Source organism: Nocardioides sp., assembly GCF_050246775.1.
Lineage (GTDB): Bacteria > Actinomycetota > Actinomycetes > Propionibacteriales > Nocardioidaceae > Nocardioides.
The window spans coordinates 1410022-1435923 of sequence record NZ_JBFWVK010000001.1; the positions used below are offsets into that span (position 1 = coordinate 1410022).

24 protein-coding genes are annotated in these 25902 nt (G+C 68.6%); 15 read left to right on the top strand and 9 right to left on the bottom strand.

The annotated features are described in order from the left end of the window. The first annotated feature begins 2 nt into the window (after positions 1-2). The 4 genes from mobA to AB7I40_RS06685 are packed head-to-tail and all read left to right on the top strand — an operon-like array spanning position 3 to position 2529. The gene (mobA, locus tag AB7I40_RS06670; protein ID WP_428344259.1) at positions 3-578 is read left to right on the top strand and encodes a molybdenum cofactor guanylyltransferase; all 576 of its coding nucleotides are present in this window, start codon (positions 3-5) and stop codon (positions 576-578) included. A 55-nt stretch (positions 579-633) separates the two neighbouring features. Further along, the gene (locus AB7I40_RS06675; RefSeq protein ID WP_428344260.1) at positions 634-957 is read left to right on the top strand and encodes a DUF6457 domain-containing protein; all 324 of its coding nucleotides are present in this window, start codon (positions 634-636) and stop codon (positions 955-957) included. A gap of 17 nt (positions 958-974) precedes the next feature. Further along, positions 975-1943, top strand: a complete 969-nt coding sequence (locus AB7I40_RS06680) for an NAD(P)H-quinone oxidoreductase (RefSeq protein WP_428344261.1) — start codon at positions 975-977, stop codon at positions 1941-1943. A gap of 10 nt (positions 1944-1953) precedes the next feature. Continuing rightward, the gene (locus AB7I40_RS06685; protein WP_428344262.1) at positions 1954-2529 is read left to right on the top strand and encodes a bacterial proteasome activator family protein; all 576 of its coding nucleotides are present in this window, start codon (positions 1954-1956) and stop codon (positions 2527-2529) included. Here the strand turns inward: AB7I40_RS06685 and AB7I40_RS06690 are convergent. The 5 genes from AB7I40_RS06690 to serS are packed head-to-tail and all read right to left on the bottom strand — an operon-like array spanning position 2526 to position 6557. Beyond that, a complete protein-coding gene (locus AB7I40_RS06690; RefSeq protein ID WP_428344263.1) occupies positions 2526-3095 on the bottom strand; it encodes a hypothetical protein in 570 nt (189 codons plus the stop codon). The two genes, AB7I40_RS06685 and AB7I40_RS06690, sit on opposite strands and share 4 nt — an antisense overlap. 9 nt (positions 3096-3104) lie before the next feature. Then, positions 3105-3899 (bottom strand): HAD family hydrolase, encoded by a 795-nt coding sequence (locus AB7I40_RS06695; protein WP_428344264.1) that lies wholly within the window; start codon positions 3897-3899, stop codon positions 3105-3107. Beyond that, positions 3896-4408, bottom strand: coding sequence for a GNAT family N-acetyltransferase (locus AB7I40_RS06700; protein WP_428344265.1), 513 nt, complete (start codon positions 4406-4408; stop codon positions 3896-3898). Before AB7I40_RS06700 ends, AB7I40_RS06695 begins: the two co-directional genes overlap by 4 nt. Then, a complete protein-coding gene (locus tag AB7I40_RS06705) occupies positions 4405-5283 on the bottom strand; it encodes an HAD family hydrolase (protein WP_428344266.1) in 879 nt (292 codons plus the stop codon). Before AB7I40_RS06705 ends, AB7I40_RS06700 begins: the two co-directional genes overlap by 4 nt. Then, entirely contained in the window at positions 5280-6557 is a 1278-nt protein-coding gene (gene serS, locus AB7I40_RS06710; protein ID WP_428344267.1) for a serine--tRNA ligase, read from the bottom strand. The genes AB7I40_RS06705 and serS overlap by 4 nt, the downstream gene beginning before the upstream one ends. Before the next feature lie 66 nt (positions 6558-6623). Here serS and AB7I40_RS06715 point away from each other — a divergent pair, with 66 nt between their 5' ends. Next, on the top strand, positions 6624-8198 hold the full coding sequence (locus AB7I40_RS06715) for a diacylglycerol kinase family protein (protein WP_428344268.1): 1575 nt from the start codon (positions 6624-6626) through the stop codon (positions 8196-8198). A gap of 139 nt (positions 8199-8337) precedes the next feature. Here AB7I40_RS06715 and AB7I40_RS06720 read toward each other — a convergent pair whose 3' ends face one another. After that, complete coding sequence (locus AB7I40_RS06720) at positions 8338-8739, bottom strand: DUF4446 family protein (RefSeq protein ID WP_428344269.1); 402 nt, start codon at positions 8737-8739, stop codon at positions 8338-8340. 82 nt (positions 8740-8821) lie between these two features. Between AB7I40_RS06720 and AB7I40_RS06725 the strand changes: the two genes are divergently transcribed. Beyond that, the gene (locus AB7I40_RS06725) at positions 8822-9679 is read left to right on the top strand and encodes a prephenate dehydratase (protein ID WP_428344270.1); all 858 of its coding nucleotides are present in this window, start codon (positions 8822-8824) and stop codon (positions 9677-9679) included. On the opposite strand, the gene AB7I40_RS06730 is transcribed toward AB7I40_RS06725, so the two are convergent. Next, positions 9680-10462 carry a VOC family protein gene (locus AB7I40_RS06730; protein WP_428344271.1) on the bottom strand — a complete coding sequence of 261 codons (783 nt, stop codon included), beginning with the start codon at positions 10460-10462 and terminating at the stop codon, positions 9680-9682. A gap of 107 nt (positions 10463-10569) precedes the next feature. On the opposite strand from AB7I40_RS06730, the gene larB reads away from it, so the two are divergent. From larB to AB7I40_RS06775, 9 genes are all read left to right on the top strand, one after another. Beyond that, a complete protein-coding gene (larB, locus tag AB7I40_RS06735; RefSeq protein WP_428344272.1) occupies positions 10570-11259 on the top strand; it encodes a nickel pincer cofactor biosynthesis protein LarB in 690 nt (229 codons plus the stop codon). Continuing rightward, on the top strand, positions 11256-12455 hold the full coding sequence (gene larC, locus AB7I40_RS06740) for a nickel pincer cofactor biosynthesis protein LarC (protein WP_428344273.1): 1200 nt from the start codon (positions 11256-11258) through the stop codon (positions 12453-12455). Before larB ends, larC begins: the two co-directional genes overlap by 4 nt. A gap of 66 nt (positions 12456-12521) precedes the next feature. Next, the gene (locus tag AB7I40_RS06745; RefSeq protein ID WP_428344274.1) at positions 12522-13118 is read left to right on the top strand and encodes a TMEM165/GDT1 family protein; all 597 of its coding nucleotides are present in this window, start codon (positions 12522-12524) and stop codon (positions 13116-13118) included. 32 nt (positions 13119-13150) lie between these two features. After that, complete coding sequence (locus AB7I40_RS06750; RefSeq protein WP_428344275.1) at positions 13151-14389, top strand: arginine deiminase; 1239 nt, start codon at positions 13151-13153, stop codon at positions 14387-14389. A gap of 49 nt (positions 14390-14438) precedes the next feature. Further along, complete coding sequence (locus AB7I40_RS06755) at positions 14439-15437, top strand: serine hydrolase domain-containing protein (protein ID WP_428344276.1); 999 nt, start codon at positions 14439-14441, stop codon at positions 15435-15437. 77 nt (positions 15438-15514) lie between these two features. Next, positions 15515-16132 (top strand): AIM24 family protein, encoded by a 618-nt coding sequence (locus AB7I40_RS06760; RefSeq protein WP_428344277.1) that lies wholly within the window; start codon positions 15515-15517, stop codon positions 16130-16132. A gap of 1 nt (position 16133) precedes the next feature. Then, positions 16134-16775, top strand: coding sequence for an AIM24 family protein (locus AB7I40_RS06765; RefSeq protein ID WP_428344278.1), 642 nt, complete (start codon positions 16134-16136; stop codon positions 16773-16775). 9 nt (positions 16776-16784) lie between these two features. After that, entirely contained in the window at positions 16785-17519 is a 735-nt protein-coding gene (locus AB7I40_RS06770; protein WP_428344279.1) for an AIM24 family protein, read from the top strand. 63 nt (positions 17520-17582) lie between these two features. After that, on the top strand, positions 17583-18158 hold the full coding sequence (locus tag AB7I40_RS06775) for a TerD family protein (protein ID WP_428344280.1): 576 nt from the start codon (positions 17583-17585) through the stop codon (positions 18156-18158). 110 nt (positions 18159-18268) lie between these two features. Here AB7I40_RS06775 and AB7I40_RS06780 read toward each other — a convergent pair whose 3' ends face one another. Further along, complete coding sequence (locus tag AB7I40_RS06780) at positions 18269-18775, bottom strand: hypothetical protein (protein ID WP_428344281.1); 507 nt, start codon at positions 18773-18775, stop codon at positions 18269-18271. A 48-nt stretch (positions 18776-18823) separates the two neighbouring features. After that, entirely contained in the window at positions 18824-25807 is a 6984-nt protein-coding gene (locus tag AB7I40_RS06785; protein ID WP_428347934.1) for a beta strand repeat-containing protein, read from the bottom strand. Positions 25808-25902: the final 95 nt, after the last annotated feature.

A 25902-nucleotide genomic window follows, 5' to 3' on the forward strand; every position in this document is an offset into this window, starting at 1 on the left:
GCGTGCCCTCCCCCGCTTTCGCTGCCGTGATCCTCGCCGGCGGCACCGGCCGACGGGTGGACGGCGCCGACAAGTCAGCGATCGACCTCGACGGCCGGACCCTCCTCCAGCACACGATCGCCGCAGTGGCCCGTGCCACCGAGATCGTCGTCGTCGGGGACCGCGTCACGGCCCCCATGTCCCTCGGGTCACCGGTCACCTTCGTCCGCGAGGACCCGGCGTACGGCGGGCCGGCGGCGGCACTGCTCACCGGCGTTGCCGCGCTGGCGGAGGGCGTGGACACGGTGCTGGTCCTGGCCGTCGACATGCCCCGGGTCACCTCCGCCACCGTCGACCGACTGCTGACCGCTGCCCGCGAACGAGACGGGGCGACCCTGGTCGACGCCCGCGGCCGCCAGCAGCTGGCGATGGCCCTGCTCACCCGGCCACTGCGTGCCATGAGCCCCCAGCCGGGCACGTGGCACGGGCTGCCTATGCACAAGCTCCTGGCCGACCTGGACCTGGCGTTGGTCGAATCGGTCGGGGACGAGGGCCGCGACATCGACACCTGGGCCGATCTGCACGACCTGGAGCCCTGAGCCGAACCTTCGCTCAGGCTTGCGGGGACGAGTCAAAAGTTGGACTCTGGGAACCGTGAACCTTCACGACTGGATCGACGAACTCTGTGACGTCCTCGACGTCGAGGCAGAGGTGGACGAGGCCCTGATCCTCGACCTGGCCAGGGTGGCGGCCACCAACGTCGAACGCCCTGCGGCTCCGGTGACGGCGTACCTCCTGGGTTATGCGGCGGCCGTCCACGACGCCGACCCGGAGAAGGTCGAGAAGCTCGCGGGCTTCGCCACCATGCTGGCCGAAGGTTGGGACCGGCCCTCCACCGCACCCGATCCCCTTGACGTGGACGATGAGGTCCCCGACGACAGCGTCGTCGACCACAGCGGCGACACCCTCGACGACTGAGTGCCTAGGCTGGCCACATGCGAGCCGTCGTAGCAACCGAGCCCGGAGGGCCTGAGGTCCTCACCATCGCCGAGGTCGCGGATCCGGTCGCAGCCGCGGGAGAGGTCCTGATCAAGGTCGCCGCGACCGCGATCAACAAGGCTGACACCCTGCAGCGTCGCGGCCACTACCCGCCGCCCCCAGGGGCCTCCGAGATCATCGGCATGGAATGCAGCGGGACGGTCGCCGCCCTCGGCGAGGGCGTCACGGGCTGGGCCGTCGGCGACCGGGTCTGCGCCCTGCTGGCCGCCGGCGGGTACGCCGAACTGGTCAACGTGCCGGCCGGCCAGGTGATGCCGGTGCCCGACGGCGTGGACCTGGTGACGGCGGCCGCGCTGCCCGAGGTGGCCTGCACGGTGTGGTCCAACGTGTTCATGGTCGCGGGACTGCAGCCGGGAGAGACCCTGCTGGTCCACGGCGGCTCGGGCGGGATCGGCACCTTCGCGATCCAGCTCGCCGCTGCCCTGAAGTCACGGGTCCTGACCACGGCCGGATCGGCGGAGAAGCTTGCGGTCTGCCGGGAACTGGGTGCCGAGGTCACCATCAACTACCGCGAGGAGGACTTCGTGGCTGTCGTGAAGCAGGCAGGCGGCGCCGATGTCATCCTCGACAACATGGGTGCTTCTTACCTCGAGCGCAACGTGGACGCCCTGGCCACGGAGGGACGCCTGGTGATCATCGGCATGCAGGGCGGAGTGAACGGTCAGCTCGACATCGGGGTGCTGCTGCGCAAGCGGGGTGCTGTCATCGCGACCGCGCTGCGTAGTCGGCCGGTCGCCGAGAAGTCGGCGATCTGCGCCTCGGTCGTCGAGCACGTCTGGCCACTCGTGGCCGCCGGACAGGTCCGGCCCGTGGTCCACACCACGATGCCACTGGCCGACGCCGGCGAGGCACACCGACTGATGGAGTCCAGTGCCCACATCGGCAAGATTGTCCTCACTGCGTAGGGTGTTGGCCATGAGCGATAACGCATCGCAAGCGCCCGAAGATCCCCGGATCACGGTCATCGGACCCGATGGGATGTCGGTTGCCGGCGACACCTCGGACGAGGACACCACGCCCGGGGACGAGGTCCGCCACGTGACTGACCTCGTGGAGCAGCCGGCCAAGGTGATGCGGATCGGCAGCATGATTCGCCAGCTGCTCGAAGAGGTGAAGGCGGCGCCTCTCGACGAGGCCGGCCGCACGCGCCTCGCGGCCCTCTTGGAGGTGTCGGTCACCGAGCTCAAGGACGGACTGGCACCCGAGCTGGACGACGAGCTCAACCGCTTGGTCTCGCCGTTCAGCAGCGCCACCCCGACGGAGTCGGAGCTGCGCATCGCCCAAGCCCAGCTGGTGGGCTGGCTCGAAGGGCTGTTCCACGGCATCCAGACGGCGATCTACGCCCAGCAGGTGGCCGCCCGCGCCCAGCTCGAGCAGATGCGCGCCCTACCTCCGGGCATGGCGACGGCCCCCGGCAACCCGGGCGACCCCACTGCGCAGTCCGGTCAGGAACCCACCGAGAGCGGCGGCCGCGGGGGCATGTACCTCTAACGCGCTCGCGACATCCGGCGCAGCAGGAAGAGTCCCAGCAGTCCCACGATCAGGAGGGCACCGCCGGGGGCGGCGAGCCTCGCGAAGCTCACCGGCTTGGTGTCGTCGACCCTCGTGATGGTGGCGCTGACCGGATCAGGATCGGGTGCCGCTGCAGGCGCCTTGCCCGCCCCGAAGAGGGCAGTCACCTGGTCGAGCTTGCGCGTGGTGGCAGGCGCGGTGCCACCACACAGGTTGATCTCGATGGCGTCGCCCGAGGCGGCGCCCATGAACACGTAGCGTCGGTCAGCGACCAGGTTGTCGACCCCACACGAGGCGGAGTCGGCACCGGTGGTGACCTTCGCAGGATTGCTGACCGAGCCCTTGTAGACCCGCTCGACCGCCACCACATAGGTCACTCCGGCCGCCACGCGGGCCTTGGAGGTCACCGTGCCCACGAACACGTCGTTGGCGTGCTTCATCTGGTCGACGGGGGTCTGGACGACACAGGAGCAGGCGTGCGCCGGCAGCTGTCCCAGCACGACCCCGGAAAGGGCGAGCAGCAGGGCCACGAGCAGTCGACGCATGGGCTGAGCCTACGGGAGGTCGAACAGCTCGGTCAGGACCACGGCGACACCGTCCGCATCGTGCCCGGGCGCCCGATGCGTCGCCGCCGCCTGCGCGGCCGGGTGCGCGTCCGCCATGGCATAGGAGGTCCCGGCCCACTGGAGCATCGCGATGTCGTTGGTCATGTCACCGAAAGCGACCACCTCGGCGGAGGTGATGCCCAGCTCGGCGCACAGCAGGGCCAACGTGCTGGCCTTCGTCACCCCGTGCGCGCTCATCTCCACCAGGGCCCAGGTGCTCGACCAGGTGACGTCGACGAGATCGCCCACCAACCGGTCCACGGCCCGCCAGTAGGCGTCGCCGTCCATCTCGTCGTGAAGAGCGAGGACCTTGACGACCGTGTCGTCGAGGATTTCCTCCAGCGTGCCGTGGGGCGTGCCGACCGGTTCGACATGGCGGCTGCGATAGCTGTCCTCCCGGGCGAACCCGTGCGTGCGCTCCAGCGCGAACGCCGTGCCCGGCAGAGCGGCCCTGAGCCGGGCGGCGACCTCCAGCACGATCGCGCGGTCGAGCGGGAGTGCCCGGCGTACGGCACGGTCGGCGACCTCGTAGACGATCGCCCCGTTGCTGCAGATGGCCAGCCCGTGGCCACCCACGTCGTCGTGCAGCTCGTCCACCCACCGCATCGGGCGTCCGGTGACGAACACCACCGGTACGCCGCGGGTCTCGAGCGCCGTCAGCACGTCGCGGGTGCGTGGGCTGACGGTGCCGTCAGAGCGCAACAGGGTGCCGTCCAGGTCGGTGGCCACCAGCCTCGGGATCATGTGATGACCGGCAGAGGACGCGCCATGACCAGCTCGCCCTCCTCCGTGCTGCCGCGGAGCTCGGTGAAGCCGCAGGTGGCCAGCACCCGGATGCTCGCGGCATTGCCCGGCAGCACACTGGCGCGGACCCGGACCCCGAGACGGTCGGTGTGCTGCAGCAGCGCACGCACGGCCTCCGACGCCACGCCGCGACCCCGGGCATCGTCGACCAGGCCGTAGCCGACCTCGGTCTCCGGGGCGCCGCCCAGGTCGTCGGGCGGCCCGAAGAACCCAATCGAGCCGACCACCAACCCGTCGAAGGCGCGCACCACATGGCGAGGGCCCCAGCCATCGGGACGTCCGGCGTCATCGGTGGACCTGATCATCGACGCCGCATCCCGGTCGTCCTGGCGCGGATAGTCGGCATGCCAGTCGGTACGGCGGCGACCGGCCACCATGTCGCGCGCCTCGTCGGGGGTGATCAGTCGCAGCACCAGCCGCGGGCTGGTGATCTCAGCGGGCAGCCTCATGCGTCCCCGTCTCGAAACCCTTGGGTTGAGGAGGGCGTCCCACGCCCGTCTCGAAACCAGCGGTTGAGCTCGACGGCCGCGCCGTCCTGCTCGACGCTGTCGGTGGAGGCATCGGCGACGTCATGTACTTCGGGGACCGCCTGTCCCATGGCCACCCCACGCCCGGCCCACTGCAGCATCTCGATGTCGTTGCGGCCGTCGCCGATCGCCAGCGCGTCGGCAGCGGTCAGCCCCACCGCATCGACGACGTACTGGAGCCCGGAGGCCTTCGAGACACCCACGGGCGTCAGGTCGAGCCAGGCCGTCCAGCCCACGACGTAGTCGGTGCCGTGCAGGCCCAGGGAGCGCCCCAGCTCGACGAAGTCCTCGACCGTGGCGTCGGGGTCGCGGATGATGACCCGGCTGACGGGCTCGGCGACCATCTCCGCCACGTCGGTGATGGTGAGGATCCCCGAGAGCTCACCCTCGGGGAAGTGCCGGTTCACGCGGTAGCCCTGTTGCTCACGATCCTCGACCGCGACCAGGGCGCTCGGGTGTCGCTCCAAGATCGCCACGACGGCGTCACGTGGATCGAAGGTCTCCTCGTAGACGATCTCGAACGGTGGGTAGCGCAGCACCACGGCACCGTTGGATGCCACGATCCACAGCCGTTCACGCTCCTCGCCGTGCAGGTCCAGCAGGTCCGCGATCGGTGTCATGCCGTGGGGCGAGCGACCACTGGACAGCACCACGTGGGCCCCGGAGTCGAGAGCGAGGTGGACGGCGTCGTACACCGCGGGGCTGATCTGCTCGTGGGTCAGTCCACCACCGTCGACCCACTTGAGCAGGGTGCCGTCGATGTCGAGGGCGACCAGGCGGGGAACCCAGTTGGTCACACGTTCACCGGTTCGAGCACGGAACGACCCTGCAGGTAGGGCTGGAGGGCCACGGGCACGCGGACCGAGCCGTCGGCCCGCTGGTGGGTCTCCAGGATCGCCACGATGGTCCGCGGGATGGCCACGAGGGTGCCGTTGAGGGTGGCCACCGGCCTGACCTCGTCGCCGAAGCGACCGCGGGTGTCGAGACGTCTCGTCTGGAAGTCGGTGCAGTTCGAGGTGGAGGTGAGCTCGCGGTATCTGCCCTGGGTCGGGATCCAGGCCTCGCAGTCGAACTTGCGCTGAGCCGAGAGGCCGAGGTCCCCGGCAGCCACGTCGATGACCCGGTAGGCCAGCTCGCAGGCATCGAGGAACTGCTTCTCCCAGGCCAGCAGCCGCTGGTGCTCGGCCTCGGAGTCCTCGAGGGTCGTGTAGACGAACATCTCCACCTTGTCGAACCAGTGCACCCTGATGATCCCCTTGGTGTCCTTGCCGTGCGAGCCTGCCTCCTTGCGGAAGCAGGGGCTGAACGCGGCGTAACGCAGGGGCAACGAGTTGCCGTCCAGGATCTCGTCGGAGTGGTAGGCGGCCATGGGCACCTCCGAGGTGCCGACGAGATACATGTCCTGCCCCTCGACGCGGTAGACGTCGTCGGCAGCCTGACCCAGGAAGCCGGTGCCCTCCATGGCGCGCGGCTTGACCAGCGACGGCGGGATCACCTCGGTGAAGCCTGCCTCGCGTGCCTGATCCATGGCCAGGTTGACCAGGGCGCGCTCCAGCTGAGCACCCACGCCGGTGAGGAAGTAGAAGCGGCTGCCGCTGACCTTGGCGCCACGCTCGATGTCGATCGCTCCGAGGAGCTTGCCGAGCTCGATGTGGTCCCGGGGCTCGAAGCCTTCGGCCGCGAAGTCACGCGGGGTGCCGACGGTCTCGAGCAGCGCGAAGTCCTCCTCACCGCCGGCCGGCGACTCGTCGGCGACCAGGTTCGGAAGATCGAGCGTGGCCGCACGCCACTCCTCCTCCGCCTGGCCCTGAGCGGCCTCGGCGGCCTTGACGTCGGCCGACAGCGCCTTGGTGCGAGCCAGCAGCTGTTGCTTCTCCTCGCCGCTGGCTTGCGGGATGAGCTTGCCCAGTTGCTTCTGCTCACCGCGCTTCGCCTCGAACTCAGCGATCGCCGCCCGGCGCGATGCGTCCGCCGCGAGCGCTCGATCCACCAGCTCGTCGGAGACACCGCGCTTGGCCAAGGAGGCGCGCACACGGTCGGGTTCTTCGCGGATGATGCGGGGATCGATCATGGGGCAAGGCTAACGCCAGGGGTCGACTGCCGCCGACCGGATATCCGGACGGCATACTTGGCCGCTGTGACCAACCGACTGCGCTCCAGGGAACTGGGCCTGGGTGCCCTGTGCCTGACGTTGTTCGCGCTCATCGCCCTGGTGGCGACCCGGGACTCGACCCCCCTGGACGGCGTCGACCGGTGGGGGGAGGATGCCCAGCGCTGGGCCCTGGGCCATGCCAGCCTCGTCCACCTGTTGCGCGGCATCGAGCACCTGTTCGGCACCATCGGTGTGACGGTGATGGTCTCCGTGCTCGTCGTGGCGCTCTTCGTCAACAAGCACCGCCGCGCGGCGTACTTCACCGCTGGAGTGATGATCACGACGTCGCTGGTGACCACAGGGGTCAAGCTTCTGTTCGCCCGGGACCGACCGGGTTACCAGGACGCCATCGGCTTCCTGGTGAGCCACTCGATGCCCAGCGGGCACGCCTCGTCGAGTGCCGCCTTCGCCGGCGTCGGGATCGTCCTGGTGTCGATGCTGGTACGCCGGGCCAACCTGCGCCGCATCCTCATCGTCACCTACGTGCTCGTGGCGTTCGTCGTGGGCCTGGACCGGATCCTGCTCGGTCGCCACTACCCCAGCGACGTGGTCGCCGGTTGGCTGCTCGGGGCCGGCGTCGTGCTTGTCGGCCTGGCGCTCTACTCCCCCCTTCCGCGCAGTCACGCCGAGTCGGCCGAGCCGCTGATCGAGAGCTTCGCCGGCACCCGCGACCTGCATGTCGTCCTCAACCCGAGCAAGGTCGAGGACCTGTCGGCGTTCGAGGCGATCGTCACCACGATGGCCTCGGAGTCCGGGTGGTCGCGGCCGTCCTGGCACTACACGACCGTCGAGGACCCCGGGACCGGGATGGCCGCGAGCGCCTCGGTCGCCGGCGCAGACCTGGTGCTGGTGTGTGGTGGCGACGGCACCGTTCGTGAGGTGTGTGCCGAGCTCGCCGGCACCGGCATCCCCGTCGGCATCATCCCGGCCGGCACCGGCAATCTGCTGGCCCGCAACCTCGACATCCCCCTCTACCTGCGCGCGGCGATCGACGTGGCGCTCACCGGACAGGACCGCGCCATCGACATGGTCGCGGTCTCCGGCGACGGCGTCGAGCCGACCCATTTCATGGTGATGGCCGGCATGGGCTTCGACGCCGCGATCATGGAGGGCGTCAACGAGGACATCAAGAAGAAGGTCGGGTGGCTGACCTACGTGCTGTCCGGTTTCAAGGCCATCATGTTCCCCGCCATCCGGATCGACGTGTCGATCGACGACGGGCCCTTCACCAAGCACCGGGCTCGCACGATCCTGGTGGGCAACGTCGGCTTCCTCCAGGCAGGCCTCCCCCTGCTCCCCGACGCCGCGATCGACGACGGACTGATCGACGTCGTCCTCCTGCACCCGCGGCGCTTCCTGTCCTGGATCCCGTTGGCCTACCGCATCCTGGCCAAGCGGCCGCGCACGGACGAGACGATGAACCGGATGACCGGGGCCAAGGTCGTCATCCGGGCCAGCAACGACGCCCCGCGCCAGCTCGACGGGGACTCCATCGGGAGCGGTCGAGAACTGACCATGGAGTGCCTGCCCGGGCGACTGCTCGTGCGCGTGCCCCGCTGAGTCCCTCCACCTGGCATCTCGCGCGAGGTGTCAGGCTTCCACCAAGGGGCCCGCGCCCACCGTCAAGGATCCGCCGACGCGGCGCCCGATGCGCGATTCAGGGCATACACCTGAAACGTGATTGCTGCTCTGAGGCACCTCAGGCGTGGGCGTTGTCGATCGCCTCGGACTCCTCGGGCGACAGCTGCTGGGCGCAGGTCCAGTCCGTGACCGTCTTGGCGTAGGTGCGCGCCTCGCTGCGACCGTGGATGGAGGTCAGGACCACCCCGTTGCCGCCGTTGTCCAGCAGGGCCATCGACCAGGACAGGTGTCCGCCCATATCGCCGAAGGCGTCGTAGCGGACCACGGCGAGGTGCCGCAGGGCGTCACGCGCCTCGATCCGCAGTGCCGCCACCTCCTGCCGCAGTCCCTGGACGTCCTCTGGCAGGGCCTCCTCGCCGGTGCTGCGTCGGCTGCCGGACAGGGTGCGCAGCACCATCACGGAGATGGCCAGCGCCGCGACGGCAGCCAGCAGGGCAAGGGAGGCGAGCACGATCGGCATGATGGGGCGAGCCTAATCGCGCGATCGCCCGGCAGCCGGTCACCGGCACGGCGAGCCGGGGGCGACGTGCGAAACTGCGCGGGTGAGCACCTCTCCTTCCACGTCGCCGCATCGGATCGCCTACCAGGGCGAGCCCGGCGCCAACTCCCACATCGTGTGCCGCCTGCACTTCCCCGACTGGGAGGCGATCGCCTGCGCGTCGTTCGAGGACGTGTTCGCAGCTGTGGAGAGCGGAGAGGCCGACCTCGCGATGATCCCGATCGACAACTCCATCGCGGGTCGCGTGGCCGACATCCACCACTTCCTGCCCGATTCGGGGCTGCACATCATCGCGGAGAAGTTCCTGCGCATCCAGTTCACGCTGATGGGCGTCCCCGGCTCGTCGTTGGACACCATCCGCACCGTGCACAGCCACGTGCACGCCCTGGGTCAGTGCCGCGGCGCGATTCGCGAGCTCGGCCTCAAGCCGGTCGTGGCCGGAGACACCGCCGGTGCCGCGCGTGAGGTCGCGGAGTCCGGCGATCCCACGCAAGCGGCCATCGCACCGCCGCTGTCGGCCGAGATCTACGGGCTCGAGATCCTGCGCGAGGAGGTCGAGGACGAGGACACCAACACCACGCGGTTCGTGGTGCTCTCGCGCGAGCTCGTCGAAGCTCCTGCGGACAACGGGCCGGTGGTCACCAGCTTCATCTTCAATGTCCGCAACCTGCCGGCAGCTCTCTACAAGGCACTCGGCGGCTTCGCCACCAACGGGGTCAACATGACCAAGTTGGAGAGCTACATGGTCGGTGGGCTGTTCACCGCCACCCAGTTCCTGGCCGAGGTCGACGGGCACCCCGACGACGTGGGGTTGAAGCGGGCGCTGGAGGAGCTCGCCTTCTTCACCACGGACGTCAAGATCCTCGGCGTCTATCCCGCCGACCCCTTCCGCTCGAGCTGATCAGTCGCTGGTCGGCGGGTTCTCCATCAGGTTGAAGTAGCCACCCTGGGGATCGATCAGCACCGCCATGCGGCCGACGCCCGGGACGTCGAACGCCGGCGCTGCCACCTTGGCACCCAGGCCCTGGGCCGCCGCGACGGTGTCGTCGACGCTGTCCACGTTGAAGTAGACGCCCCAGTTGGGCGGGATGTCCGGCATCGGCGGTGCCATGGCGCCGCCCACCATGCGGCCCTCGACATTGAAGGTCGTGTAGTCGCCGCCCTCCATCGGCACCGTCTCGGCGGCAAGCCCCACGACGTCGGCGTAGAAGGCAGACGCCGCCGGGACGTCCGGAGTGGTCAACTCGTGCCAGATCGGTGTCCCGGGCTCGTTGGCGCGCACGGTGCCGACATGGTTCCGAGCCTGCCACAGGCTTACTCGCGCACCGGTCGGGTCCTGGATGGCACTCATCCGGCCCAGCTCCATCACGTCGAACGGCCCGGCCTCGACTGTGCCGCCGGCCGGCGCGACCTTGGCCGTGGCGGCGTCGACGTCGTCGACGGCCAGGTAGACCGACCAGAAGGCCGGATGTCCGCTCAGCGCCGGAGGCTGTCCGCCGATCCCGCACACCGCGTCGCCCTGGACGGCGGCGGTGACGTAGTAGCCCCCCTCGTCGTCGACCGGCATCTCCGCGACCTCCCAGCCGAACAGGCTTGCGTAGAAGGCCTTGGACCCCTGCTGGTCGGGTGTCGTCAGCTCGACGTAGCAGGGCGTGCCCTGCGCATAGGAATCGAATTTCGTCATGGTGCTGTTCCCCTTCGCATACAGATGAGCGACCCCGATCACAGCCAACACCTGCCCACCGACAGCCACAACCCCTGCGTCGTCGCCGGGGCGGTAGGTTCGCCCCTGTGAGCGATGAGATCGACCCGCGGACGGCGGACCTGGGCTACGCACGCGTCGACGTGGACCGGGCCGAGCGAACCGGCGACGCCGAGGTGGTCTACGGCGCTGGGAAGTCCCCGGAGCAGGTGATCGGCATCCTGCGCACCCTCCACGAACGCCACCCCGATCGAGCGGTCCTCGCCACCCGTCTGGACGAGGTCGCCCTGGATGCCGTCGGCACGGCCCTCGCCGGGGCGACGCTGCACCCGGAGGCCCGAGCAGTGACCTTGGGCCCGCTGCCGGCCCCGCAGGGCACGGTCGCGATCGTGTCCGCGGGCACCTCGGACGCCCCGGTCGCGGCCGAGGCCGCGCTGACGGCTCGCGTGCACGGCGCCGGGGTGGTCGAGATCGGTGACGTCGGCGTGGCCGGGCTGCACCGGTTGCTCAGTGTGCGCGATCGGCTGGCCGACGCCGACTGCCTGATCGTGGTCGCCGGGATGGAGGGTGCCCTGCCGTCTGTGGTCGGCGGTCTGACCGGCGTTCCCCTCGTGGCCGTGCCCACCAGCGTCGGCTACGGGGCCTCGTTCGGTGGACTGGCCGCCCTGCTGGCGATGCTCAACTCGTGCGCGCCCGGAGTCACCGTGGTCAACATCGACAACGGGTACGGCGCCGGGGTGTTCGCGGCCCGCGTCGCCCGGCGGGCGGCCCCTCGATGACAGTCTGGATCGACGCCTCGTCAGGGGCCAGCGGCGACATGCTGCTCGGGGCGCTGGTCGGCGTCGGCGTACCCGTCGAGGTTCTGCAGACCGCCATCGACGCAGTGACGCCCGAACCGGTACGGCTCGCGCCGGCCACGGTCCAGCGCAATGGCTTCTCGGCCGTCCTGTGTGGGGTGGCGATCGAGGACTCGGTGCACCACCGGTCCTGGCGCGACATCCGCGCACTGCTCCTGGGTGCCGAGCTGAGCGAGGAGGTCCGCCTGCTCGCCGTCCGCGTCTTCGAGCGGCTCGCCCTGGCTGAGGCGACGGTGCACGGCAGCGACCCGCTCGATGTCTCGTTCCATGAGGTCGGGTCCCTGGACGCCATCGCCGACATCGTGGGCGTCTGCGCCGGGTTCGACTGGCTGTGGTCGGGACGCGCCGGGCCGCGCGAGGTGGTGGTGTCCCCCGTCGCCGTGGGCTCGGGATCGGTGCGCTCGGCGCACGGCCCCCTGCCGGTGCCTCCCCCGGCGGTGGCCGAGTTGCTGCGCGGTGTCCCGTCGTACGCCGGGCTGCCGGGCGCCCCGGCCATGGAGCTGTGCACCCCGACCGGAGCCGCCCTGCTGACCGAGCTCGCCACCTCGTGGGGAGCCCAACCGGCGATGACGGTGACCACGATCGGGGTGGGCGCGGGCACCCGCGATCCGCAGGGTTATGCCAACGTGCTTCGCATCCTGGTCTCGACGGACTCCGCCCCCGACCCGAGCGCTGTCCCCCTGCTCATCGAGAGCAACGTGGACGACCTCGACCCGCGGGTCTGGCCATCGGTGATCGCCACACTGCTGTCCGCCGGGGCCTCCGATGCCTGGCTGACACCGATCCTGATGAAGAAGGGCCGCCCGGCCCACACCCTCAGCGTGCTGGTGCGCAGCGACCGGGCACCGGCCGTCCGCTCGGCGATCTTCCGTCACACCTCCACCATCGGCCTGCGGGAGAGCCCGTTGGCCAAGCACGCGCTGGACCGCGAGATGCGCACCGTCCACGTGCAGGGGCAGGAGATCGCGATCAAGCTCGCCAGCGAGGACGGCGAGATCGTCAACGCACAACCGGAGTACGAGGACGTGGCCCGCGCAGCGGCCGCCCTCGGACGTCCGGTCAGTGAGGTGCTGGCCGATGCGATCGGAGCATCACGGAGAATGATCTCGCCCGAGTGAGGTGATCTCGACAAGCTCGATCACCGAAAGGCGCTCTCACCGACCACACCCGATCAACGGAGTCTGATGGATCTCGCCGTCGTCGCCCTGAGTTTCGCCGCCATCTTCGTGGTGGAGCTGCCGGACAAGACGTTCATCGCCACGCTGGTCCTGTCGACCAAGTACCGCCCGCTCCTGGTGTGGATCGGGGTAGGACTCGCCTTCGCGGCGCAGACCGGCATCGCCGTCGCGTTGGGGAAGGCCGCCAGCTTCCTGCCCGATGACCTGGTCCGGGGTGGTGCGGCGCTGCTGTTCGCCTTCGGGGCCATCGTCCTGCTGCGCGAGGCCCGGGCCCACCATGCTGCCGCCGATGACGAGGCCGAGATCGCAGCGAAAGCCGGCGACGTCCATGGCGTCCGGGTGGTCCTGGCGTCCTTCCTGGTGCTGTTCGCAGCCGAGTGGGGTGACCTGTCCCAGCTCCTCACGCTCTCCCTGGTGGCGCGCTACGACGACCCCATCAGTGTCTTCTTCGGGGCCTGGGGCGCGCTGCTGACCGTGAGCGGGCTGGCCGTCATCGTCGGACGGGTCCTGCTGCGCTACATCCCGCTCCACGTGCTGCACTACGTGGGCGCCGGGGTCTGCATGGTGCTGGCCGGCGTGACGGTCTACGAACTGCTGGCCTGACCACCGGCCGGATGTTCCTCTAGGCTGCCGCCATGGAATCGAGGAGCACACGACCCCACGGCGCGGACAGCGAGGTCGGCACGCTGCAGACAGTGATGTTGCACCGACCCGGTCCGGAGCTGAAGCGCCTGACCCCGCGCAACAACGACAAGCTCCTCTTCGACGGCATCCCGTGGGTGAGCCGGGCGCAGGAGGAGCACGACGCCTTCGCCGCGGCCCTGCGCGAGCGTGACGTCGAGGTGCTCTACCTCACCGAGCTGCTCACCGAGACGTTCGCGAGCGAGGAGGCCCGCTCCCACGCCATCGCCTCCACGTTGTCGAGCCTGCACCTCGGCGACACCTTGCGCAGCTACCTCGCCTCCCTGCTCGGCGACGCCTCCCCCGAAGAGCTGACCGCCTACATCACTGCCGGCATCCGCAACGACGAGGTTCGCGGCGGGTTCGGCCTGGTGACCTCGCTGCTGCCGGCCTACGACTTCGTGATCGACCCGCTGCCCAACCTGCTCTTCACCCGCGACTCCTCAGTCTGGATCCGCGACCGGGTGGCGGTCACCTCGCTGGCGATGCCGGCCCGCTCCCGCGAGACCCAGTTGACCGAGCTGATCTACACCTCGCACCCGCGCTTCACCGGGACCGACAAGATCCACGGCTGGACCCACGAGTACGTCGAGGGTGGAGACGTCCTGCTGCTGGCCCCTGGCGTGATCGCCGTCGGGGTCGGCGAACGCACCACCCCTGCCGGTGCGGAACGGCTGGCGCGCCAGGTGTTCCACGCCGGCCTCGCCCACACCCTGCTCGCGGTCCCGATCGCGCAGGAGCGCGCCACGATGCACCTCGACACCGTCTGCACGATGGTCGACGTCGACAAGGTCGTGATGTACCCCAACGTCGCCGACACCCTCATCGCCTACGCCGTGACCATGATCGGCGGCCCCGGCGCCGAGGACACCGACCTCGAGCTCCATGTGGAACCGGCCGCGCCGTTCCTCGTGGCCGCAGCCAAGGCGATGCAGATCGACACGCTGCACCAGATCGACACCGGCCTCGACCCGGTCACCGCGGAACGCGAACAGTGGGACGACGGCAACAACACCCTCGCCCTCGCACCGCGGGTCGCGGTCGCCTACGAGCGCAACGACGAGACCAACGACCGACTCGAGGACGCGGGCATCGAGGTGGTCAAGATCGCTGGCTCGGAACTGGGCTCGGGTCGCGGTGGCCCGCGCTGCATGAGCTGCCCCATCTCGCGAGCCCCGCTGCCAGTCGGCTAGACGAAAAATGCGGCGACGCCGAGGCGCTGCCGGCGTACCGTCGTGAGACATGTTGGTCGACGGTCTGCATGACTTCCTCACCGAGCACGAGTTCAGTGGGGTGGTCCTGCTCGCTCGCGACGACGACACCCTCTTCGAGGGCGCCTACGGGTTGGCGTCACCGCGCTGGGGTGTGCCCAACCACCGGGGTACCCGGTTCGACACGGCCAGCATCACCAAGCTGTTCACGAGCGTGGCGGCGCTGCAGCTCGTGGGCCGCGGGCTGCTCGACCTCGACGCGTCGATCCACACCTGGGTCGATCTGGCCGGCACCACCATCTCTGCGGACGTGACGCTGCGGCACCTGCTGACCCACACGAGCGGCATCGCCGACGACGCCGACGAGGAGGCCGGTGAGGAGTACGCGGACCTGTGGATCGATCGCCCCGTCTACGCGGTGACCCAGGCCGTCGACTTCCTGCCCCAGTTCGCTCACAAGGAACCGCTGGCACCCCCCGGTCAGCAGTGTCGCTACTGCAACGTCGGCTACGTGCTCGCCGGGATGGCCGTGGAGCAGGCGAGCGGCACCGACTACCGCAGCTACGTGACCCGCGAGGTCTTCGGCCCGGCGGGCATGACTGCCTCGGGGTTCTTCGACCGGCGCCACGCCGACCCGGATGTGGCCGAGGGCTTCGACCCGGGACCGGACGGCCGGCTGGAGCAGAACATCTTCAAGAGTCCGCCGATCGGCACGCCGGACGGCGGAGCACGGGTCACCGCGGCCGACCTCGTCGGCTTCCTGCAGGCGGTACGAGGGGGCCGTCTACTGCCGCCGGACCTCACCGCGGCTTTCCTCACCCCTCAGGTGCGCCACGACGAGACGGTGCACTACGGGTTCGGCCTGGAGTTCAGCGGCCGGGACTGGTGGAAGCAGGGCTGCTACGACGGTGCCAGCGGCATCGTGACCTACTTCGGGGCCCAGGAGGTCGACGCTGTGGTGCTCTCCAACACCCGTGATGGGGCATGGCCGGTGGTGACCGAAATCGACCGGCTGGCCCAGACACCCTGAAGCGAGGCCCTGGGTTCCCGTCTGCGGCAAGCCCGCCTAGGCTGTCCGCCCAGACACCAGATCGCAGGGGGACCTCCGTGGCTACGCTCACCGCAGCCAAGAAAGTGCTGCACGCCGACCTGGCCGGCGACACCGTCCGCGCCTCGTCGGGCTCGATGGTCGCCTACACCGGCGACGTGCAGTTCAAGAACGCCGGCATGGGCGGTGGCGGCGGCTTCCGCGCCGCGCTCAAGCAACGGGTCGCCGGTGAGGCGATCAGCCTGATGGAGTGCACCGGTGCCGGACGCGTCTACCTCGCCGAGGACGCGCTCGACGTCACCGTCGTCGACCTGGACAACGACACCATGACCGTGGAGTCCGAGCACATCCTCGCGGTGACCGCCGGTCTCAAGCTGGACGTCCAGTTCGCCGGGCTGCGCGGCATGACCACGGGACAGGGTGTGGCCACCACCAAGGTCACCGGCAGCGGACAGTGCGCGATCACCTCCGACGGCCCGATGATCGGGTTGGAGGTCTCGCCCGGTCAGCCCTTGGTGGTCGACCCCGACGCGTACGTCGCCGGGACCGGTCAGCTGCAGATGACGATGGTCTCCGGCGTGAGCTGGCGCAGCCTGGCCGGTGAGGGCGGCGGCGAACCGTTCAGCCTGCGCTTCGAGGGTCAGGGCATCGTCTACATCCAGCCGGCGGAGAGCTGACATGGCGTTCGAGCAGGTCAACGGCAAGGTCGTGCGCACCCAGGTCGCCCCGGGCCAGGAGATCATCGCGCGCCGCGGCGCCATGCTCGGGTACGACGGGCAGGTGACCTTCCGCCCGATCGCCGGGCAGGGGCAGGGCGTCGGAGGCGTGGTCGGCCGCGCCATGACCGGTGAGTCGGTCAAGATGATGGTCACCGAGGGCACCGGATCGGTCTACTACGGGTGGCGCGGACTCTACGTCTCCATCATCGAGCTCACCGGCGACTCCCTCACCGTCGAGGCGGATCGGCTGCTGGCCCATGACGCCAACCTCCAGATCAGTCTCGAGACCATCGGCGCAGGCGGCGTTGGTCAGGCCGTGCGCGGCGCCATGACGGGGCAGGGGCTGTTCACCTCGCGCGTCTCGGGACACGGTTCGGTAGCCCTACTCAGTCACGGAGGCACCTTCCCCCTCCACTTGAGCGGCGAGACCGTGGGTGTCGACCCTCAGGCCTACGTGGGACATGTCGGCGCCCTCACCGTGCAGCTCAAGGCCAGCGTCGGATTCCGGGAACTGACCGGGCGCGGTTCGGGCGAGGCCTTCCAGTTGCACGTCTCCGGCCACGGGACGGTCCACGTCCAGGCCTCCGAGAAGAAGTTCTGAGGAGCAGCGATGGATGTCTACAACGCCCAGACGTTGCCGGTCGACGACAACGTCAACCACTACGCGTTCTCGATCGACCTCCACGGCGAGTGGTTCCTGACCAAGGGAGCGATGATCGCCCACTACGGCAACATCGACTTCTCCGGGGTCGCTGCCTTCGCATCAAGGGCTGCCTGGGTGGCCGCACGGTTCTCCTCACCGCTCTACACACAGGACTGGGTCGTGGCCAGCGGCCAGGGCAAGCTGGTGATCGGCGACCGAGGCTATGACATCAACTCCTTCGACCTCGACGAGGGCAACCTGACGATCAAGGCCACCAACCTGCTGGGCTTCCAGCCGTCCCTCGACCTCAAGCAGTCGATCGTGCCCGGGTTCGTCACCCTCATCGGGACCGGCAAGTTCCTGGCCTCCTCGAACGGCCCGGTGATCTTCGTGGAGCCGCCGTTCCGCGCCGATCCGGACGCCCTCCTCGGATGGGCCGACTGCCCGTCGCCGAGCGTGCACTACGACTACAACTGGATGGCACAGTCCTTCACCGCCGGGATCCAGAGCATGTTCGGTCGCGAATCCGGCGAGGAACGGCAGTATGACTTCACCGGATCTGGCACGATCCTGATGCAGTCCTCGGAGATGTTGCGCGTCGACGGGGCTTTGATGCGGATCGTGGAGTCGCAGACCAACCTGCTTGACGCGAACTCCGCCAACCAGCTCGGACACAAACTGATCGCTCGTCAGCAGCAGTAGGACTCGCCGGCGGACAACCAGCAATCGCGTAGAACTGATGCAAGCAACCAGAAAGGGATCATCATGGGAGTCTCGCTCAGCAAGGGCGGCAACGTCTCGCTCTCCAAGGAGGCCCCCGGCCTGACCGCGGTAAACGTCGGTCTCGGCTGGGACACCAACACCTTCTCCGGCGGTGAGTTCGACCTCGACGCGTCAGCGATCGTGGTGAGTGGCGCCGGCAAGGTGCTCTCCGACGGACACTTCGTGTTCTTCAACAACCTCAAGTCGGCCGACGGCTCGGTCGAGCACACGGGCGACAACCTGACCGGCGAGGGTGAGGGCGACGACGAGGTCATCAAGATCAACCTGGCCACTGTCCCCGCCGAGGCCGAGCGCGTCGTGTTCGCGGTGTCCATCTACGACGCCGACAACCGCAAGCAGAACTTCGGTGCGGTCCGCAACGCCTTCATCCGCGTCGTCAACCAGTCCGGCGGCACGGAGATCGCTCGTTACGACCTGACCGAGGATGCCTCCGTTGAGACCGCCATGGTCTTCGGCGAGGTCTACCGCAACGGCGCCGAGTGGAAGTTCAAAGCTGTCGGTCAGGGCTACGCGTCGGGTCTGCGCGGCATCGCCGCCGACTTCGGCGTCAACGTCTGATCCTCACTGTCGGTCCGGGAGAAACGCCGCCAGGCGTTCTCCCGGGCCGGGTGCAGCGGTCGGGTGCCTCCGCAGCGAGCCTGAAGCCAGCCTGACCGCGGCCCTCCCCGCTACCCGAGGGTGCCGACCTTGTTCGACTTGGCCGACACGAGACAGCGCCCGGCTTTGCGATCGAGCGACGCAGGGACGGACCACGTGGCCGACTCACCGGCCGGCACGTCCTTCAGTTCGACGTAGTTGATGGCTACCGAGTCGCCGGAGTCCTTCTTCAACCAGACCACGCTCACCAGAATGTCGCGAGCGTCGTCCTTGGAGTTCATGACCGTCCCGCTCGCCTTGACATCACCCTTGTCCGTCGGACACGACTTGGTGGCCACATCTGCGAGGATGCCGTCGAAGTCTTCACCCATGCTGGGCTCGACCTGAGTCGATGAGGGCTCGTCGCCGGCCGCGTCCTCGCTCGTCGCGTCAGTCGGTTTGGTAGCTGCGCTCGTCTGTGCCGCGCCGGGCTCGTCCGGGTCGCTCCCGCTACAGGCCCCCAGACCCAGCGTGAGGCAGGCGACAGCCGCCGAGACAACGAGTCGTCGGCCGACGTTCCCGTTCCTGGTCAGATTCATGATCACGTTCTCCTTGTTGGTTGGTGCGCCGCTGGGGCAGGGAGCGATTCAGGCGTACTTGCGACGGCGACGAGCCACCGCCACCATCAGGCATCCCGCCAGCAGCAGGGCGCCGCCAGCGAGTGCGGTGATGGTCATCGCAGTTGAGGCGCCGGTCCCGGGCAGATTCGGGAAGCCTGGGGCGGTTGGTGTGGGGGCGGTCGGTGTGGTGGCGGTGTCGTCGCTCGTCGGGTCCTCGCCATCGGGGCGAGGATCGTTCCCGGTTGCGGTTGCGTGGTTGATGATGGTGCCGCCGTCGACATCAGCCTGGGTGACCGTGTGGTTCACCGGCCCACAATTCGCGACCTCGCCCGGGGCCAAGGTGCTGGGGCGGCAGGCGATCACCCCTCCGAGCATCGGGTCGTTGACCCTCACGTCGGTCAGGGTGACTCCACCCGTGTTCGTGACCTCGAAGGAGTACTCGATGACCTCGCCGACATCGGCCTTGCCGTTGCCGTTCTGATCCCTGAGCTTGTCGATCTTCTGCAGGCTGAGGCTCGAAACGGCGTGAGTGGTGACGGTCTCGTCGTCGGTGTCGGTGACGTCCAGTCCACCACCAGGCGGGGTACCGGTCGCGGTCGCGGTGTTCGTCACCGCACCCGCATCGGCCTCCGCCTGGGTCATCGTCTTCGTCGCCGTACACGTCAACACCTCACCCGGCGCCAACGTCGCCGGAGCAGCCGGCGTACAGCTGAGCGCCGACAGTCCCGTGAGGCCAGTGTCGGAGACCTCCACGTCCGACAGGGTCGTCGTGCCGGTGTTGGTGGTGGTGAAGGTGTAGGTCACCACATCCCCGGCCGCGTACGTCGACGGAGACGCGGTCTTGGACAGGCTGATGCCCGGTGCGGCTGCACTGGTGACGGTCTCGTCGTCCGTGTCGGTGACATCAGATCCACCACCCGGCGGGGTACCGGTCGCGGTCGCGGTGTTGGTCACCGCACCCGCATCAGCCTCCGCCTGCGTCATCGGCTTCGTCGCCGTACACGTCAGGACCGCACCGGGTGCCAGCGTGGCAGGCACAGCCGGAGTGCACGACAAGGCAGAGAGCCCGGTCAGCCCGGTGTCGGAGACCTCCACGTCCGACAGGGTCGTCGTCCCGGTGTTGGTGGTGGTGAACGTGTAGGTCACCACATCACCAGCACCGTAGGTCGAGGGCGATGCCGACTTCACCAAACTGATCGCCGGTGCGGCAGCACTGGTGACCGTCTCGTCGTCGGTGTCGGTGACGTCCGGTCCACCACCAGGCGGGGTGCCGGTCGCGGTCGCAGTGTTCGTGACCGCACCTGCGTCGGCCTCGGCCTGGGTCATCGTCTTGGTCGCCGTACACGTCAGGACCGCGCCTGGTGCCAACGTCGCCGGAGCCGTGGGGACGCAGTCCAGCGCCGACAAGCCGGTCAGCCCGGTGTCGGAGACCTCGACGTTCGACAGGGTCGTGGTGCCGGTGTTGGTGGTGGTGAAGGTGTAGGTCACCACATCACCCGCACCGAACGTGCTCGGCGACGCGGTCTTGGACAGGCTGATGTCCGGGGTCGCAGCACTCGTGACGGTCTCGTCGTCGGTGTCGGTCACGTCAGGCCCACCACCAGGCGGGGTACCCGTGGCGGTCGCAGTGTTGGTGACCGCACCCGCGTCTGCCTCGGCCTGGGTCATCGTCTTGGTGGCCGTACAGGCCAGGACCGCACCGGGTGCCAGCGTGGCAGGGGCACCCGGAGTGCACGACAAGGCAGAGAGCCCGGTCAGCCCGCTGTCGGAGACCTCGACGTTTGACAGGGTCGTCGTGCCGGTGTTGGTGGTGGTGAAGGTGTAGGTCACCACATCACCCGCACTGAACGTGCTCGGGGACGCGGTCTTGGACAGGCCGATGCCCGGAGTCGCAGCACTCGTGACGGTCTCGTCGTCAGTGTCGGTGACGTCCGGTCCACCACCCGGCGGGGTACCGGTCGCGGTCGCAGTGTTGGTGACCGCACCCGCATCAGCCTCCGCCTGGCTCATCGTCTTCGTCGCCGTACAGGCCAGGACCTCCCCAGGTGCCAGTGTCGCCGGCGCACCCGGAGTGCACGACAAGGCAGAGAGCCCGGTCAGCCCGGTGTCGGAGACCTCGACGTTTGACAGGGTCGTGGTGCCGGTGTTGGTGGTGGTGAAGGTGTAGGTCACCACATCACCCGCACTGAACGTGCTCGGGGACGCGGTCTTCACCAGCTCCAAGGCAGGAGTGGGCGAGGACGTCACAGTCTCGTCGTCGGTGTCGGTGACGTCCGGCCCACCACCCGGCGGGGTGCCGGTCGCGGTCGCAGTGTTGGTGACCGCAGCCGCATCAGCCTCGGCCTGGGTCATCGTCTTCGTCGCCGTACACGCCAGCACCGCACCGGGCGCCAACGTGGCCGGCGCACCCGGCGTACAGCTAAGCGCCGACAGGCCCGTGAGCCCGGTGTCGGAGACCTCGACGTCCGACAGGGTCGTGGTGCCGGTGTTGGTGGTCGTGAACGTATAGGTCACCACATCACCCGCACTGAACGTGCTCGGGGACGCGGTCTTGGACAGGCTGATGTCCGGGGTCGCAGCACTCGTGACCGTCTCGTCGTCGGTGTCGGTGACGTCCGGTCCACCACCAGGCGGCGTACCGGTCGCGGTCGCCGTGTTCGTCACCGCACCCGCATCAGCCTCCGCCTGCGTCATCGTCTTCGTGGCCGTACACGTCAACACCTCACCCGGCGCCAACGTCGCCGGAGCCGTGGGGACGCAGTCCAGCGCCGACAGGCCGGTCAGCCCGGTGTCGGAGACCCGCACCCCACTCAACGTGGTCGTCCCGGTGTTCGTGGTCGTGAACGTGTACGTCACCACATCACCAGCCGCAAAGGTGCTCGGCGACGCGGACTTGGACAGGCTGATGCCCGGGGTCGCAGCACTGGTGACGGTCTCGTCGTCCGTGTCGGTCACGTCCGGCCCACCGCCAGGCGGGGTACCGCTCGCGGTCGCGGTGTTGGTGACCGCACCCGCGTCGGCCTCGGCCTGCGTCATCGTCTTCGTCGCCGTACACGTCACGACCTCACCAGGTGCCAGTGTCGCCGGCCCACCCGGCGTACACGACAAGGCAGAGAGGCCGGTGAGGCCGGTGTCGGACACCTGAACGTTCGACAGGGTCGTGGTGCCGGTGTTGGTGGTGGTGAAGGTGTAGGTCACCACATCACCCGCACTGAACGTGCTCGGGGACGCGGTCTTCACCAAACTGATGCCCGGTGCGGCAGCACTGGTCACGGTCTCGTCGTCGGTGTCGGTGACGTCCGGCCCACCACCAGGCGGCGTACCGGTCGCGGTCGCCGTGTTCGTCACCGCACCCGCATCAGCCTCGGCCTGGGTCATCGTCTTGGTCGCCGTACACGTCAGGACCGCGCCTGGTGCCAACGTGGCCGGAGCCGCCGGCGTACAGCTAAGCGCCGACAGGCCCGTGAGCCCGGTGTCGGACACCCGCACCCCACTCAACGTGGTCGTCCCGGTGTTGGTGGTGGTGAACGTGTAGGTCACCACATCACCAGCACCGTAGGTCGATGGGGACGCGGACTTCACCAGCTCCAAGGCAGGAGTGGGCGAGGACGTCACGGTCTCGTCATCGGTGTCGGTCACGTCTGGCCCACCACCAGGCGGGGTACCCGTCGCGGTCGCAGTGTTGGTCACCGCACCCGCATCGGCCTCCGCCTGGGTCATCGTCTTCGTGGCCGTACAGGCCAGGACCTCACCCGGTGCCAACGTGGTCGGCGCGGCCGGAGTGCACGACAAGGCAGAGAGGCCCGTCAGACCGGTGTCGGAGACCCGCACCCCACTCAGCGTGGTCGTCCCGGTGTTCGTGGTGGTGAACGTGTAGGTCACCACATCACCAGCACCGTAGGTCGATGGGGACGCGGACTTCACCAGCTCCAAGGCAGGGGCGGGCGAGGACGTCACAGTCTCGTCGTCAATGTCGGTGACATCGGGTCCACCACCAGGCGGGGTACCGGTCGCGGTCGCCGTGTTCGTCACCGCACCCGCATCAGCCTCCGCCTGCGTCATCGTCTTCGTGGCCGTACAGGCCAGGACCGCGCCTGGTGCCAGCGTGGCAGGGGCAGCCGGAGTGCACGACAAGGCAGAGAGCCCGGTCAGACCGGTGTCGGACACCCGCACCCCACTCAACGTGGTCGTCCCGGTGTTGGTGGTGGTGAACGTGTAGGTCACCACATCACCGGCCGCATACGTCGACGGGGATGCGGTCTTCACCAGAGTGAGAGCCGGGGTGCCGGCCGGGTTCGTCACCTGGCAGGCCGAGCACGTGCCCTGGGACGAGGTGACAGCGTTGCCGATGCTGGTCACACCAGCGGGCAGCGGGTTGTCCACCGTGACCGTGAAGGTGACGGTGGTGGTCGAGCCGCCACCGACAGTGACATTTCGGGTGCATTGATCGCCCGGGTCGGTCCCGGTAGGACAGGTCCATCCCTCGCCGGTCCCGGTGTAGGTGACGTTGTTGCCGATCGTCTCGGTAAGCGTGGTCGTGACGGGTGACGGCGCAGGATTGGTGAGCCTGATCGAGTAGCCGATGACGGCTCCGGGGGTGACGACCGTGGCGGGTGTCGCGGGGTTGCCATTGACTGTGGTGACCGACTTGACCACGTCGAGCGCGGCCGTGACCACCAGTCGGTAGTCCTCGATCTCGCCGTCGGCCAGGGCACGCCCGTCACCATCGGGAGTCGGGTTCGCGGCCCAGTTGGCCGAACCGGTCGTGGCCCCTGTGTCGGTCGATATGCGACAACGCAGGTAGTAGTTGGTGCCGACCACCGGAGCGAATCCAGCAGGCAGGGTCCAAGCGAGGTTGCGGGTGAACCCCCCGGCACCACCAGGAACGCTTGCCCCGATGATCCGTTCGGCGGTCGCGAAGACCCCATCGCGATTCCAGTCCGCCCAGCAAGCCACGGTGGCGGCACCAGAAGTGGTGTTCGACCCGGTCACGGTGACGGAGTAGGTGTTCCCTGGGGTGGCGGCGGCGGTGAGGGGCGACAGGGACACGCCGTCCTCGTCGTCGGGAGTGCCCGTGTTGTCGTCGCCCGTCGCGGCGACGTTCGGTTGACCATTCTCCTCGCCATCGATCTGCGTGCCCAACGTGACCCGAGTGGCGGCGTTCGCCGGAAGTTGATGACGTGGACCGTCGTCACTGACTGTCGTCCGATAGTCCGGAGTGGCACCCCCTGCGGTGCCCGGGGCGCTGTCAGGTGCGTCACCGCCCTCGAGCAGGAGCGGCATCCGGCATCGAGCACCGTCGTTGCTGGCGGTCGACTGGTTGATCTGCGACACCAGCTCGATGACGTTGGTGGTCACGTTGTATCGGTAGATCGGACCCGGAGCCGCGTTGGAGCCGAAGAAGATGTATCCACCGGCGAAATCGACACTGGTGGCCGCATAGGCCGCCCCAAAACCGGATTGAGCAGCGAAGCTCGCGAGGTTCGCCGCGGTGCCGGTGGGCGTGATGCTGGTCTCGACTCCCGTGACCGGGTTGAGGCGTCGGACCAACCCGTTGCTGGCTCCGTAGAGAAAACCGTCGTCCCCCAGGGCGAAGTCGATGGAGGTCGCGCCACCCGTCACCGTGACGCCGAGGGGCGCGACATCGAGCTGGTTGAGATTGGCCGGTTCGACCAGCCGTAGGTAGGTCGAACGATTGGGGTTGATGTCGATCACGTGGACGACCCGAGGCGTGCTGTTGGCTGCCTGGATGTAGAGGTAGCCGTCGATGATCTCGCCGTTGGACCACAGCGTGTTGCTGGGCAGTCCAGGAACTGACCCCAGGCTGATCGACGTGGGTTGTGGGGACCCGTTCAGGATCGCGAGAACCTGGGTGGGGGTCTGCGCGACAGTCACAGCGAACAAGATGCCCGTGGAGTCATCCATGGCCATGGCGTTCACGGAAGGGAACGCTCCCGTGGTCTGGGTAGGCCAATAGCTGGTTGTCGACAGGTCGGCCACCGCGCCGGTCAGCAGGTTGACCTGCAGCAGGTTGAGGCCATTGCTCAGGTGAACGGTCTGATAGGCGTAGTTCGAGCACTCGCCGTTGTTGGTGAAGGAATCGGGCGCAGCATGTCCGAAGGATTGCGTGTTGGTGAAGGCGGCCGTGAACGTCCGGGTACGCACTGCCGTCGACATCGTCATTCCCGGAGGCTGAGCGAAATTGGTCGGCGGGCAGGCTGCGCCCGGATTGGCGTAGGTCTCGTAGACGGTGTGAGAGGCACCACTGGTGACGGGCAACCCGTAGGCACCCGTGGCATCCGTCTGGGTGACCGAGCACACGCCGGTCGCGTCGTTTCGGACGACCACATAGGCGTTGGCGAACCCGGCCTCGCCATTGTCGGTGCCGTCGAGATTCACATCGTTGTAGACGCGGCCGAAGACACCCGCCGCGATGGTGAGGGGGGCCGACGCCGCGGGCGCGGTGCCCTTGTTGGTCACCAACGTGCTGGTGGTGTTCGTGAACGTCCCGGCGACCGACGTACCGCGAACAGACACGGTGATCGTGCAGCCGCCAGCGGGGATGACGCTCCCGGAGGGGAGCCGGATGCCGAGCGAGCCGGCCGCCAGGGTCCCGCCCGTGTTCGTCTGGATGACCGCGCTGGCGGTGTCGGCCGCGTTGCGACAGGTGGTCGACGCCGGCGCGGATGCCACGACCATCTGAGTCGGGAAGGTGTTGTTGAAGTTGCTGGTGAGCGACATCGGCGTGCCGTCGTTGGTGTCGCCGATCGTGATGGTCATCGTCGTCGCCTGTTGACCGTAGGTCGTGTTCGGCGAGAAGGAGACGCTCAGGGTCGGTGGACCGGCCGCCACCGACGGGGAGCCGACGCCGATGATCGACATCAGCATGACCAAGCCCGCCAGGATCACGAAGCGAGCGCGTCGCGTCTGGCGAACCAGCGCGGGCACCCTCGTCGCCGCCACGGCCCGCGACACCGCAGAACCGGTCTGGCCCCCACATCCCAGCTTCACGTTGAGCCCTTCGAGTCGACACCGCTTCAGTCACGAGGGCACGGCTGATCGCCACACCCGACGATCGGTGCACCTCGGTTCTCAGACGGAGGGCG